The organism is Xylanibacter rarus (assembly GCF_001275135.1).
Lineage (GTDB): Bacteria > Bacteroidota > Bacteroidia > Bacteroidales > Bacteroidaceae > Prevotella > Prevotella rara.
The window spans coordinates 36,904-51,308 of sequence record NZ_LFQU01000017.1 but is presented as its reverse complement, the minus strand read 5'-3'; the positions used below and the strand labels follow the sequence as shown (position 1 = coordinate 51,308).

The 14,405-nt window shown below is 45.1% G+C and carries 10 protein-coding genes; 2 read left to right on the top strand and 8 right to left on the bottom strand.

Annotated features, from left to right (window positions below):
• Positions 1-185 precede the first annotated feature (185 nt).
• Positions 186-1,145 carry an alpha/beta hydrolase gene (locus tag ACU52_RS09375; protein WP_021855374.1) on the bottom strand — a complete coding sequence of 320 codons (960 nt, stop codon included), beginning with the start codon at positions 1,143-1,145 and terminating at the stop codon, positions 186-188.
• A gap of 307 nt (positions 1,146-1,452) precedes the next feature.
• On the opposite strand from ACU52_RS09375, the gene ACU52_RS09370 reads away from it, so the two are divergent.
• Complete coding sequence (locus ACU52_RS09370; RefSeq protein WP_053398618.1) at positions 1,453-2,025, top strand: hypothetical protein; 573 nt, start codon at positions 1,453-1,455, stop codon at positions 2,023-2,025.
• Between the two features lie 394 nt (positions 2,026-2,419).
• On the opposite strand, the gene ACU52_RS09365 is transcribed toward ACU52_RS09370, so the two are convergent.
• Positions 2,420-2,929: a hypothetical protein gene (locus ACU52_RS09365; protein WP_053398617.1), complete on the bottom strand. Its 510-nt coding sequence runs from the start codon at positions 2,927-2,929 to the stop codon at positions 2,420-2,422.
• A 244-nt stretch (positions 2,930-3,173) separates the two neighbouring features.
• Here ACU52_RS09365 and ACU52_RS09360 point away from each other — a divergent pair, with 244 nt between their 5' ends.
• On the top strand, positions 3,174-4,751 hold the full coding sequence (locus ACU52_RS09360) for a tetratricopeptide repeat protein (RefSeq protein ID WP_053398616.1): 1,578 nt from the start codon (positions 3,174-3,176) through the stop codon (positions 4,749-4,751).
• Between the two features lie 107 nt (positions 4,752-4,858).
• Here the strand turns inward: ACU52_RS09360 and mfd are convergent, their stop codons facing one another.
• From mfd to ACU52_RS09330, 6 genes are all read right to left on the bottom strand, one after another.
• Positions 4,859-8,269, bottom strand: a complete 3,411-nt coding sequence (mfd, locus tag ACU52_RS09355) for a transcription-repair coupling factor (RefSeq protein WP_053398615.1) — start codon at positions 8,267-8,269, stop codon at positions 4,859-4,861.
• A 240-nt stretch (positions 8,270-8,509) separates the two neighbouring features.
• Positions 8,510-9,418, bottom strand: a complete 909-nt coding sequence (locus ACU52_RS09350) for a helix-turn-helix transcriptional regulator (RefSeq protein WP_053398614.1) — start codon at positions 9,416-9,418, stop codon at positions 8,510-8,512.
• 719 nt (positions 9,419-10,137) lie between these two features.
• The gene (locus ACU52_RS09345) at positions 10,138-10,809 is read right to left on the bottom strand and encodes a metallophosphoesterase (protein ID WP_053398613.1); all 672 of its coding nucleotides are present in this window, start codon (positions 10,807-10,809) and stop codon (positions 10,138-10,140) included.
• Between the two features lie 90 nt (positions 10,810-10,899).
• Positions 10,900-11,391, bottom strand: a complete 492-nt coding sequence (locus tag ACU52_RS09340) for an exonuclease domain-containing protein (protein WP_053398612.1) — start codon at positions 11,389-11,391, stop codon at positions 10,900-10,902.
• 130 nt (positions 11,392-11,521) lie between these two features.
• The gene (locus tag ACU52_RS09335; RefSeq protein WP_053398611.1) at positions 11,522-12,052 is read right to left on the bottom strand and encodes a very short patch repair endonuclease; all 531 of its coding nucleotides are present in this window, start codon (positions 12,050-12,052) and stop codon (positions 11,522-11,524) included.
• A 946-nt stretch (positions 12,053-12,998) separates the two neighbouring features.
• On the bottom strand, positions 12,999-14,099 hold the full coding sequence (locus tag ACU52_RS09330) for a DUF4932 domain-containing protein (RefSeq protein ID WP_053398610.1): 1,101 nt from the start codon (positions 14,097-14,099) through the stop codon (positions 12,999-13,001).
• Positions 14,100-14,405: the final 306 nt, after the last annotated feature.

Below are 14,405 nucleotides of genomic sequence, written 5' to 3'. Positions count from 1 at the left end.
CTGATTTTGGTTGTTATATTTAATTCCGGCAGATTCTCGCTACACACAACAACACCCGCGCAAATCAGCCGGAACGTTTGTCTCGTTGATTATCATCCTAACAAAGACACCATAAACAATCAAAGGGGACGTTTTTTGATTCGCTCAAAAAACGCCCCCTTTGATTTTCTTAATTCACAAAAATATTATTTTTCTGCAAGTTTCTCCTTAAACCATCTAACCACGCGGTCGATGACAGGCTGCTGAAACCAGTACATGTCGCCATGCCCGGCATCTTCAACCTCTACATAGCTTACGTCGTTGTCTGCTTTCTTCAGCGCGTCATACAGCTGCCTGCTCTGCACAGGCGACACCAGCGCGTCTGCCGTGCCGTGCATTATCAGGAACGGAGGCAGTCCCTTGCGTATATGCCCCATCGGACTTGCCTTCATGGCCTTTGCCGTATCGCTAAGAATGCTTGCGCCAGGATAAGAGGCAAACGCCGTTCCGTGAACGAGCAACGCCTCGGTAACGGCCTTCGATGCGTGTATGTCCTGTATCTCCTTTGAATACCCCTCGCCTATGTTCATCAGGTTGCTTATGCCATAAATTGTCGCTGCGGCCTGCACATCCGAACTCTGGTCGAGATAGTCGCCCTGATCATATTCCTTGTCGCCGCCCGTAACGCCTACCATCTGCGCAAGATAGCCTCCTGCCGAATCGCCTATCACGCCTATGCGCTGAGGGTCGATGCCAAACTGACGGGCATGGGCACGAAGATAGCGGACGGCCGACTTGCCGTCGACCAGCAAAGCCGGAAACATGTCGGGCACGGTGCGATACTCTACTGATGCCACCACAAAGCCGGCCTCAGCCAGAGCCATGCGCATCTCTACATATCTGTCGTGTGCTGCCGAAAGAAATCCGCCGCCGGGATAATATATTATGGCCGGTTTTGGCTTGTCCGTACACGGCACGAGCAAAGTCATCTGCAGCGTGCGGTTGTCTGATGCCGATGTTATCTGCGAATATACTATGCCCGTAACGGCATCAATGCGCCCGCGCTCAATGTTCACCTTCATTGTTTCGTGTACGGCCTGCGCCTGTGCGCACACCGGGGCAGCCATAAGGGCTGCTGCCATAATCAAGTGTTTCTTGTTTTTCATCCTTCAGTCTGTTTATTATTCTGCACGAATGCAAAGATACTAAATTAAACGGAGCTTTAAAAACTTACTCCCCACTATCTCGCTCTACACCGGACTATAAAGCCTTCTGCCGTTATCGCGCCCTCACTTCTGCGCGTCTCTCACGGCACGATTCATCTATGAAAGTAGGCTTTTGGTAACATAAAAATAGGGAAATTCCTAAAAACAATATGGATTTATGCTTGCACAGGCAGACACAATGAATTATATTTGCAACAGAATATTTAAAACAGCGAAACAGAATATTAATAATTTAAAGCGATATATTATGAAAAAGTTTACATCTATCCTTGCTATGATAATGATGGCAGCCATGTCATTGACATTCGTAAGCTGCGACGACGACGAATACATAGCCGACACACTGTGGGGCGTTTGGGAAGGCGACATGTACGTAACGAGCGAGTGGAACGGACACACCTACTACTCTTCTTACTCAATCCTGGCCTTCGACAAGGATCCTTACGAGTATGCTTCGGGCACAGGCTACTGGATTGACTATTACAGCGATGCCCCGTGGGACTATTTCGCAAGCCACATAGAATGGAGAGTGAACAACCGCAACATCGAAATTTACTCACGCGAGGACGACACCTATTTCACAATATACGACTACTCGCTATCTGAAAGCTGGTTCAGCGGAACTATCATAGGCGAATATGGCGACCCAATGCAGTTCAGGCTGCGCAAGACGTCATCACCTAACTGGGGTGACTTCGAATGGGGCTGGGACAGCTGGTATGGCTACTCTTATCCAGACTACTCGCCTTCAACACGTGCTGACGGCAGCAACAACGCCGACAGACCTGTAAGAAAGTTTATGAAGAAGACGGCTGAATAACAAAATCTTTATTATCATATTCTATTCCCCGTAAGCACAGTTGGGTGCTTACGGGGAGTTTTTTATCATAAGACAGCTGTGGCTAAAAGCTTAAACACAAACCGCCTTATGCATATAATTTAATTATAAATTCTCAGTTTTATCATAACCTTATGGATAGCATAAAAAAAGTCATAGGATTACGACTAAAAACTCGGCCACTTTTGATGTAAAAGTGGCCGAGTTACGATGCATAAACGATAGGTTAATGATTTAAAACATTTGCACATAATTTTGCTTACAGTCCACATTAACAATATCACATTTTCAGGCATACGTTAAGCAAAACAATGTGATTTAGTTACGATTTTCAGCGTCTTTTTCAATAACCCGTCTGTAAGCATCTAAAAAAGACCTAAATACCGAAGCCCAATATGAAGTTGGCACCATTATAATTGTCTACGCCGGCTGTGCGCGAACTGATGTGGCGGAATCCCACACCGACGTTCATATGTATTTTTCCGCGTCCTAACTTCATCATCAGCGCAGCGTCGTATATAACATTTTTCCATTCAGAACTAAGTCCTGCTGCCACCGTGCCACGCACTTCGAGAGCCACGGCATCTGCTTCATATAATGTATAGCCTGCTCCACCTCCGTAAACTTGTGTCCTTGCGTAGCTTTTCAGTTCGTCATAATGCCCATACAGCGTTTCTGTGTGCAGGAACAAAGACATACGAGGAAGGAGCTTATAACCTAAATTTACACTTGGCGAAAGCAGCGTGACGCCATTACACTTAGTTCCGCCACCAACTTCAAAATCTACTAATAACCTGTCAAAAAACTTTTCCGCATTTGATGCGTTCTGCGCCCCGGCTGATGTCATTACAGCCAAAAGCATAAATAACATGATGATTTTTTTCATAATACTTTTTTAATTTTGCTACTTCCAAAATTAGTGTTATCCAAAATTACATCCAAACTTTTTCGGCTTATCTTTTCGTGTGTGTTACATTTTTCATTTAAGCATAAAGCATTATGCATCAACACGTTAGCGCCTATATTACAGAGTTTACCAAACTAAAAATGTAACACGATGCAATGATAAAACGTTCATTTTCTTGCTCGATTGGTATTATTTTCATACCTTTAATCAAAATTCTGAAGCAATGACAAAAATTATACTCTGCCTTATTTTATCCGTTTTAATATTAACAAATTGCAGTAACGACAACGACACACATGAAAAGCTGTCGGAAATAGAAAGACTGCTTGAAAAGGAGAAATATGAACTTGCCATGAATAACCTGTCGGACATAAATGTCAAAAGGCTAAACGAAGAAAACAAAGCATATTATGACTTGCTGATGACGCAAGCAAATTTTTGTCTCGACAAGCAAACCGATTCAGACTCCTTGATTAATGAAAGCATAAGGTTCTATGAAGAAAACAACAACAAGAGTTTGCTGGCCAAGGCATATTATTATAAAGGCATAGTATGCTATCAAAGAGGAAACAAAAGCGAAGGCATAAACTTAATAAAAAAAGCGGAACACTTGAACAACGGAACAGGCGACCTTAACTTCATTACGAAAATATATATCAACTTATCTTTTATAAATATCGACACCGGCAATTATCAAACCGGACTAAGCTATGCAAAAAAGGCTCTTCAAACAGCCCGAAAAGCTAACAACAAAATTCTTGTCGCCTTATCAATGAATAAGATTAATTTAGCTTTTAATCGTATTGAAGAAGTTGACAGCAGCATAGTATATTCAAAAAAAATAATTCCTTATTTAAAATATTTGAATAACAATGAACATATTGCAGAAATATTGACAAATATAAGTATAAGTTTCATCAACAAAAACATGTATGACGAAGCTATCCTTTATGCGAAAAAGTCTTTGGAAATTAAGCCAAATGCGCACGCATATTATATCATAGGCTCAATTTATTTTGAAAGAGGAGAGAACCGGAAGGCATGGCAACTGCTGAACGACGCACTAAACACTAACGAACTTGAACTTAAGGCAGAAGTGCTGTTATGGATGGCAGACCTTAAAAAAAAAGAGGGAAAATATAAAGAGGCGTCTGAACTTGAAGAAAGGGCTTTGGCCACAAAAGACAGCATAAAGACTAAGCAGCAGACAGAACACATGCTCAGTCTGCAAAACAATGCCGAAAGAAAGGCGGCTGATGAGCAAGCCCAAAACAGACTCGTGATTGCCATATCAGCCGTAATGGTTGTGGCTGCGGCTGTAATGATATCCATGCTTGCATATAACCGCAGAAGAAGAAATGCGACAAAACGACAAATTGAGGACATAAGCAGAACGACGGAACAATACAGACAGAAGATAAGCGAACTCGACAAGGAGAAAGACAAGAACGAAAAGGAAATAGAGAAACTGAACAAGAAAATTGAGAGTCTGAAAGAAAGGAGAATGACTATTCTCGGCCACGGACGCACGCTTTACGATGAACTGGAAAAAGGAGGTAAGACCATAACATGGAAAAAGGACGACTATGAGGCCGTGATTGAATATTACAGGACTATAGACCCTAAAACCATAGAAAGCATAGAGCATAACTACAAAAAGCTGACTCCGTATAACATTTTCCTGCTGATAATGATTAACAAAGGCAAAACCAACGACGAAATTATGCTAACCACCGGCATATCATACAGCGCACTGAGAACAATGAAACACAGAATAAATAAAGTGAAGAACGAAGAGTGAAGAACAAAGAAACAGTGTTCGACGTTAGTCAATTCAAATGCATAGTAATTGCCAATAAAATCTATACGGCAAAGCTATTGAATTCTTCGTTCTTCACTCTTCGTTCTTCACTTAAAACTTTCTATCTCACGCAGTTTTTTTACGGCTTCGCCAACGGTATTAATGCCCGTAACCATCATCATGCGCTTACCGGCCACTTCCTTCAGATTGCATGTTCGCGGATTATGACCGATATAGTTTAAGACTGTGTCGAACACGTTGCTACGGTAATATGCGCTCATGGGGTTGCTCACAAACTGCATGCGCATCTGCCCCTGACGCAAGATGATCTTCTCACAGCCAAGACGCTTGCCTATACGGCGCAGCGGAACAACATGCATAAGTTCTTCGCCTTCGTGAGGCACAGGACCGAAACGGTCGACAAGACGAGAACGGTAAGCGTCGAGGTCGGCATCAGTCTGAATGTTGTCAAGTTCACGGTAAAGGAGCATACGCTCGCTGCTGCTAGGCACATACTGGTCGGGCAGATACATCTCGAGGTCGCTCTCAATGGCGCAGTCCTCAACAAAGTCGTCGCCCGTAAATGTCTTGCCCTCGGCCATCTCGTCCTCATACATATCGCTGAACTCATCGTTCTTCAGCTCGGTTACGGCCTGATTCAATATCTTCTGATATGTCTCATACCCAAGGTCTTCCATAAATCCGCTCTGCTCGGCTCCAAGCAGATTGCCGGCTCCGCGGATGTCGAGGTCCTGCATAGACAGGTTAAATCCGCTGCCAAGTTCAGAGAACGTCTCGAGAGCCTCAAGCCGGCGACGGGCCTCCTGCGTAAGCACCGACTTAGGCGGAGCAAGCAGATAACAGAATGCCTTGCGGTTGCCACGGCCGACACGGCCTCGCATCTGATGAAGGTCAGACAGTCCGAAGCGGTGAGCATCGTTGATAATTATGGTGTTGGCGTTGCTTATGTCTATTCCATTCTCAACGATGGTGGTAGACAGCAGCACGTCGTATTCATAGTTCATGAAGTCCATTATGATCTTCTCGAGTTCCTCGGGCTTCATCTGTCCGTGACCGATGGCCACACGCGCGTCGGGCACATACTTACGTATCATGGCGGCAAGCTCAGGCAGGTTACTTATGCGGTCGTTAACGAAATACACCTGTCCGTTGCGGCTCATCTCAAAGTTTATTGCATCGGCTATCACTTCCTTGTCAAAGGTGTGCAGCTCGGTGCATATAGGATAGCGGTTGGGCGGCGGAGTCTGCATTATACTCATGTCGCGCGCACCCATCAGCGAGAACTGCAGCGTGCGCGGTATCGGCGTTGCCGACATGGTCAGCGTGTCTACGTTCACTTTCATCTTGCGCAGTTTCTCCTTTGTTGCCACACCAAACTTCTGCTCCTCGTCTATTATGAGCAGTCCTAGGTCTTTAAACTTCACGCTCTTGCCTATCAGCTTGTGCGTGCCGACAATGATGTCAATCTTGCCGTCGGCAAGGTCAGTCAGCACCTCACGAGTCTTCTTTGCGCTGCGTGCGCGCGACAGATAATCAACACGCACTGGAAAATCCTTCAGTCGCTTTGAGAACGTCTGATAGTGCTGATAAGCCAAAACAGTTGTAGGCACAAGCACTGCCACCTGCTTAGAATCGCAAGCTGCCTTAAATGCAGCACGCACTGCCACCTCGGTTTTGCCAAAGCCTACATCACCGCAAACAAGCCTGTCCATAGGCCTGCGGCTCTCCATGTCGGCCTTAACATCGTTAGTGGCCTTCAGCTGGTCGGGCGTGTCCTCATATATAAAACTGGCTTCAAGCTCATGCTGCATAAACGAATCGGCACTGAAGGCATAGCCCTGTTCGTGTCGGCGCGCCGCATATAGCTTTATAAGGTCGCGCGCAATGTCCTTTATCTTCTTCTTGGTGCGCTCCTTCAGCCTGTCCCATGCACCTGTGCCGAGTGTGCTCAGGCGTGGCGGAGTCTCGCTGTCGCGGCGCTTGTATTTTGATATCTTGTAGAGCGAGTGGATGCTCACGTCCACCTTGTCGTTGTTCTGATAAATGATGCGTATCACCTCCTGATAGCTATTGCCTGCCGGCACACGCACCAGTCCGGCAAAGCGCCCGATGCCGAAATCCACATGTACGATATAGTCGCCCGGCTCCATCTCCTGCAACTCTTTCATGGTGAGCGCCATCTTGCCGCTGCGTGCGGCGTCAGAGCGCAGACTGTATTTGTGGAAGCGGTCGAATATCTGATGGTCGGTAAAGAAACATGCCGGCATACTGTTGTCGGCAAATCCTTCATGCAGAGTCTTGTCAACAGGCAAGAACTCTATCCGTCCGGCTTTGCCTTCGTCTGCCAGCGTGGTGAAGATGTCTTTCAGGCGTTCGTTCTGCTTGACGCTGTCGGCAAGGATATAAAGTTTATATCCGCGCAGCATATAGTCTTCAAGAGCCTTTGTCAGCAGGTCGAAGTTCTTATGGAACAGCGGCTGAGGCGTCATGTCAAACTTCAGCGTTGCCGTCGGTGTGCCCGTCGGCTTTGTGCCCATCTCCATACGTCTGAAACCAGAAGCATCGGTCATAAAGCGTGCTCCGCTTATCAGCATGGAGTCGGCCCTAAGCTCCTTCATCACGGCCTGCTGCTCCATCTCGGTCAGTCCCTCGAGACGTTCTTTCTTAGCCTGCTGCGAAAAGCCGTCATGATAGGTGCGGTCTATAACGTCGCGCACATACAGAATGTCTTTAGCCACAATGATGGTGTCTTCAGGCAGAAAGCGCATGAACGACACTTTCTCGTCGGTCAGCGTTGCCAACTCGGGCACTATCTCTATGCGCTCGCGCTTGTCGCGCGACAACTGGCTCTGCACTTCAAAAGTGCGTATAGAGTCGATTTCATCACCGAAAAAGTCGATACGGAAAGGATATTCGCTGCTATATGAGAAAACGTCGAGAATGCTTCCGCGCAGGGCAAACTGGCCCGGCTCGTAAACATAGTCAACCTCTGTGAAGCCAAAGTCGCGCAGCGTTCTTTCCAGTTGTATAACGTCGTGCGTGTCGCCTGTGCGCAGCAGCAATGTGCGCTCATCGAGTTTCTTGCGCGACACAACAAGCTCGCTCAACGCCTCTGGACATGTAACCACATAAAGAGGATGGCCCTCAAGCGGCGCCGACAAGCGGCTGAGCACCTCGGTGCGCAATATCTCGCTGGCCGGATCGCGCTGTCCGTACTTCACCTGACGCCGATAAGACGAGGGGAAAAACAGCACATCTGTGTTGCCCATTATCTGTGTAAGGTCGTGATAAAAATAGCCGGCCTCCTCGGCATCGTTAAGAACAAAAAGACACATAGGACTGACACGGCGTGCGGCCGACGCAAACATCATTGGAGCGGCCGACGCAACAAGTCCCTGCAGGAAAACGGTCGGAACAGACTTGTCTTCCAGCAACCTGACCAGTGCCGCAACCTGCGGCGACTTGGCATATAAATCAGATATTTCCTGTATATTCATCGCGAATCCGCTGACAAAGATACAACATTAAAACGAAACGTGAATACAAATCGAAAGAAGAATGCAAAAGAACAATTCATAATTGGCTGCACTGAACTGCGTTTCACAATTTAATTAAAACGATCCATGTTTCTTAGCTATTCATCCTTAATAAAAAAGTTTCCGCCATGTCAGAGATTCATCACCTCATTTCATGGCGGAAAAAATTGTGAAACGTGGTTCAGTGTAGCCAATCATAAATTATGAATTATCATCGTATCTTCCGGCCATCCTGCGTATCACCTCAGCAACTTTTTTACGGAAACTTTCGGGCGATACCACCTCTACATCCGAGCCGCGCGACAATATCTCCTGTATCAGGTCGCACGTAGGGCGCATATAATACTCAAACACCGAGTAACCTTCGGCAGTCTCAACTTCCTGCTGCGAATGATGCAAAGGTTGAGAGAGCATATACGACGCATGCATTCCATACACCTTCAGGCGGATTTTTACCGGATTGTCGTCACTTATAACTATGCCGAAGCTGTCTTCAAAAAACTTCTCCGGGTTAAAGTCCTTGGGATAGACAAACTCCTTGTCGGTGATGTGCATATCTATTATATGGTCTAACGCAAATGTGCGTACCGAACCGCATTCGACACACAGCCCCACTGCATACCAATGCTGCTTGAACAATTTTACGCAATAAGGTCTAAAAGTATAATATCCTGTCTCTTCACACCAGTAACACCTATATTCGAGCCGTGCCTCATGTCCGTCGCGCATGGCTTCAAGAATCTTTTCGAGATGCACTTTGTCCGAAGGCATATATTCAAACAATATGCGCTTGTTGAGGTTATGCCCGTCTACAAGCAGATTATTAACCGAAAAGGTGTTCAGCAGCCAGTTTCGCAACCCGTTGTTTTCCAGGTCGTCTACATTCTCGATGTAATAATAGTAGCCTCCTTTTCTGTTGCATTCAATGTTTATGTCGAAAATCTGTTCTATGGCCGCACGCCAGTTGTGGAATGTCCTTAAAGGTATGTCCTGCCCGTCGCTCAGGCTCGACCTGAGCCACCGCTCATTGATTTCCTCAAACGTTATTTTTCGCGAGCGATAAATTACATCAACAAGCCATATATACTTGTCGAATAGGTCTTTTGTCATAATTAATTGTCTATTTATTTTTTGGTTCTAATATCAATACACAACCGACATCAGCCGTAACAATAACGGCTGACACCGGCAACACAGCATCAACAACAGCCAGCTATTTATTATTTATACGCCAAGCTATAAGCCGCAACGTACAAAAAATGTAAACCGCAACATGCACGTGCCCACAACCATGCAGACAATACTGCAGCCTGTGTACGCCAAACATGCTTATTCATAAGAAACAAAAACCCACAGCCCACCCATTTCTTTCGATTGCAAACAATATCTTACCCCAAAACAAAACCTATCGCTTCTTCTCAGCATAAGCTTATCATTATGCAAATAACAAAGCTCCGCAACATACGGATATAATCACAGAAACTGCCTCAACGGCATCATTATCCTGCCAATATTGTCTGAAATCAAGAAATTACACCATGACATCACCTAACCAAAAGTCCAATTAAGTCTTATATTTCCTAAAAAATATTTTCTTAATGCTGACTCATTTTTTATATATGTGTTTGAAAGTATCATACGAAGTTATTTAATTTTTGTGCAAAAATAAATGCCACTTATGCCAAACCGCAGCATAAGCAGCAAAAATTTTTCGATGAATTATATGTTTTTAATCCATGTCAAGTGAGAAATTCAGGCTGTACCCATACTGTATACACTATACAGCCTGTCTGTATAGGCATGAAAACCGCCTCATACGGCCTACAGCCTCATTCCTCATAATAATATTTGCCGTTGCGCAGACAGTCGCAGAAGATTATCTTGTTGTCATTATATCCGCAGCGCTCCGTAATGTCGTCAACGCGGTTGTGGCCAACGATCTGCGTATATCCATGCAGCGGATCGGTCAGTTCGCTTATGTCTGCCCAGAATATTCCTCCGATTTTGCCTATGCGTCCTCCCCTGGCATGCCCAAGGCGCAACATGGCGTTAAACTGGATTGACTCGGGATTATTTAGCTGATGCGCTATAGGCTGAGTAAGGTCGCCCTTAAAGTCGTCTACAAACCAGCTGTGCTGTATGCCGGCATGCGTAAATATCCGGTTGCCCTGCTGATAGGCATACTGAAACAGCTCTATGTTGGCGTTGAACATAGCCTCGGCAAACCTCTCTATCTGAAAGTCGTAGCGCGAGCCGGGCAGGGCCCTGTCGCAGAAATAATGCAGGTCATGGTTGCCAAGAAGCAGCACCACGTCGTCCATGCGCCGCTTCTTAAGTTCTATGATGTCACGCAGGTTATCCAGCTGTTGCCTGCGCGTAATGTATTCATACGGATCAAGATAGTCACCCAGAAACACGATTGTGCAGTCTTCGTGCTCATCAACTATGCTTCTCCATTTTTCAAGACCGTGAACATCTCCTATGGCTACAATAGGTTTCATTTTTCTTCTTTGTTTAGCAATTACACACTCGACTTGTTTCTTACTCCGTCTTTTATTCATTCTCAGTATATGTGCCACAACATTGCAGCATCACAATATCTCTCTTGCAATACATGCACAGGCCTCGGCATCAGCAAGGGCATTGTGGTGCATCGTTAGGTCGTAGCCGCAAAGGGCAGCAACAGTATGCAGCTGATGATTCTCTGCACAGGGAAAAGCCCTGCGGGCAGCGGCAAGGGTATCGTAAAAGCAGTAGTCGGGATAATCCATCTGATAAACCTTGAACGCGGCTTTAAGGCAGCCCTCGTCAAAGCCTTTGTTATGAGCCACCAGCGGCAGCCCCTCAATGAGCGGCTCCACCTGCTTCCACACCTCGCTGAACACCGGTGCCTCCTCGGTATCTTCGCGCGTCAGGCCATGCACTCTGCTGCACCAATAGGTGTAATAGTTTGGCTCGGGCTGTATAAGCGAATAGAACGTGTCGGCAATCTCACCGTCACGCACAACCACCACGCCCACGCTGCACACCGAACTGCGCTCGCCGTTGGCCGTCTCAAAATCTATAGCCGCAAAATCTTTCATCTACACAATACTTGTTTCTGCCGCAAATTTAGCAAATTCTACACTTAAAACGTAAGCTATTTAGTTTTTTAACTCATACAGTTGTAAAGATTTATTTTCTTGCTTCCGGTTTAGCTGTTAATTCTATGCGTTATATCATCGCCCCGTCGTCATCATCCGCCGCCCCATATTCAGGCTCGGCCTCTGCAGCCATCATGCCGCAGTCGTCTTCCGGCAGAGAGTATCTCACGGTGCGGTCGCCAAGATATATATGGTTCAAGGTGTATTCGAGCGACGTCAGCGTCTGTTCACGCCTGTCTGTCTTCAGCTCACACTCCCACACCGTCATGCAGTGCCATCCCATGGCGGCCAGCTCCTGCTGCACCCTTTTGTCGCGCTGCCTGTTGCGGTTTATCTTGGCTGCCCAGAAGTCAACGTTGCTCTTTGGCATCTTGAAATACTTGCACCCTTCATGTCCATGCCAGAAGCAGCCGTTCACAAAGATGCACGTGCGATACTTGCGCAGCACTATGTCGGGATGTCCCGGCAGGCGTGGATGATTCAGCCTGTATCTGAATCCGCGTGAAAACAGATACTTCCTGACTATCATCTCCGGCTTTGTGTTTGCCGAATGTATGGCGGCCATGTTTTTGTGCCGCTGCTCCTTAGTACATCTGTCCATCCCCCGCCCCTTTTCGTCAACTGCATGCTGCCGTTTTTGTCCGGCATAATGCCGTAAGCCTTTCAGCACGCCGTTATGACATGTACGGGTTTTCTGCCCTTACTTGTCTAACTGCAAAGATAATATTTTTTTATTCTTCATCAAAAACATCCGTACTTATTTTCTGACGGCAATAAAACAAAACTGCCACAAATGTTCTCATCCATATAAGCCTGCATAAAAAGCCTCATAGAAATTAACGGCAAAAAACTGAAAGGAAAACGCACTTTCTTCATTAAGAAACAATCAGAGAAAGAATCTCCATAAAGAAAACTGTAAGCAAAACAACGAGTATATGTTTCAAATCATTAACCTATCGTTTACGGTCTAAAAACAGGCCAATTTTGATGCAGAAACGACACAGTTTTTACCGGCAAACAGGCCGGTATTTATGGCTGTCAACTACAGTCAACATTCCAGCCTGTACATTTATGCCGCTGATACGTTTTTCTTATGCCGAGTTTAGGTTTACATTAAAGCCAAATCGTTATAAGAATCCGGTCTGTATTTTTGTTTTATATCGTTCTTCGTCATTTTTTTGCAGACACTTTTATAATTTGCTAACGCCGAACAGCGTTTCATAATTAGCTGCGCTGAAAACGAAGTTCGACGTTAGTCTAGTCAATGTTTTACTACAAGAAATAGGAAGTAATCGGATTAAAAAATTAGCTGCGCTGACCTTCGGTTCTGATACTCAATTCCGGCAGATTGCAAATCAGCCGGCACAATACCAAACGTAGTGCTTGCGAATGGAAACCACATGCACTTGTTTTTCACTTTTAATTTTTAATTAGCTAGCGCTGAACTTCGTTTGCCCTTAGCGCCTTGCGCCAATAGAAACAACATAACGGGCTGAAAACATTAATGCACAAAATTGATAAAACTATGTACGGCATAATTACCGATTTCAGTTTAACACCTTGAATTGCTCATTCTCCTTTTTCGCCACATCCGAGAAGAAGGTTATGACATGCGGATAGAAGTTCTCGAAGTTGCCATATTTATGCTGTTTCTTCTCATATTTTCTCAGCAGACTCACCAGTTCAGGCATCCATCTGAAGTTGCGCTGAATCTGCTCCGACAACTCCTGTTTCACTTCTTCCGGTTTATAATCATTGTCCAACATATAACAGATTACGGCTGCGCGCACCAGCGATTCGTTTATCATTGTCTTCCAGTTGCCGTATGCCTGCTTCGCCATTGCCCATTTAGACAGCTCAAATATGCCTGTTGCCGCCTGTTCCATATCTTTCACATGACCGGGATATCGTTTCTCGTCAAGCAGATAATTTACAAAGGAGTGATTAAACTCATGCACAAGCGTAGGCAGATAGTCCTTGCTGTACATAGGCCTGTCGTCCTTGTCAACATAATAGCCCACAACGGCAAACACTTCTTTCTTGTTGCCTCTTACGTGTCTGTTAACTCCATAGTTTCCACCGCCGTTACAAAAGCCAATAATCACAGAAAATATTTCCTGCGGCTCTTTACCATAAAAGGCAGAATACCAACTTGTATCAAGATACTTTATCACATTCTCACGATAAGCCTCAAGTCCTTTTTCATACAGGGCTTTATGTGCATTGAAAAAGTCGTTGAACCTTGAATCTTTATAAAAGTTGCCGAGCTGTGTCAAAAACTCCGTCTTGTCCACCTTGCCCCATCTCTTTTCAAGCGTCGGCACTTCTTCGTCTATCAGCGAGAACGTGCCGTTCTGATTATTAAGATGTATCGCCATCGACATCACGGCATCAAAAGATATGCCGTACTTGTTTCTGAGTTCTTTCATATACTGCACAGCCGGATGCTTCGTTTGACTCTTAAAATATTCATCCATGTCTTTTATATATTGCCCTGCCATATCCATCTTATATTCAGGGTATACGGCCATGCGCGCCAATATGCTCATCAGTTCAACATTCTCATTCACCTCTGGTTCTATTGTCTGAGCCTTCGTGTCCAGCGCGTAAACACAGAAAAGCAAAATACATAATATTGTTGTTCTCATAATTTTAGATAATTATTTATGCCGTTACCGTACCATTCATCATACATACCCCCTTTCAGGTGTTTTCAATAAATTTTTCAAGCCATTTTTTGAACAGCTCCAGATGACATTTCCACGTACAGTTATTTGTATTTACAGGCAAAAATAATTTAATATAACCATAACGGCAAGAAAATAGACTTTTATTGTAATTAATTTATTATTTTGTCAATAACATTCTCTGTAACTACAGATAAAGTATTCACACTTAAAAGATACCGGAAATAAAGAACGAATTAAGAAGCATGCCAACTTTAACAAGGTGAT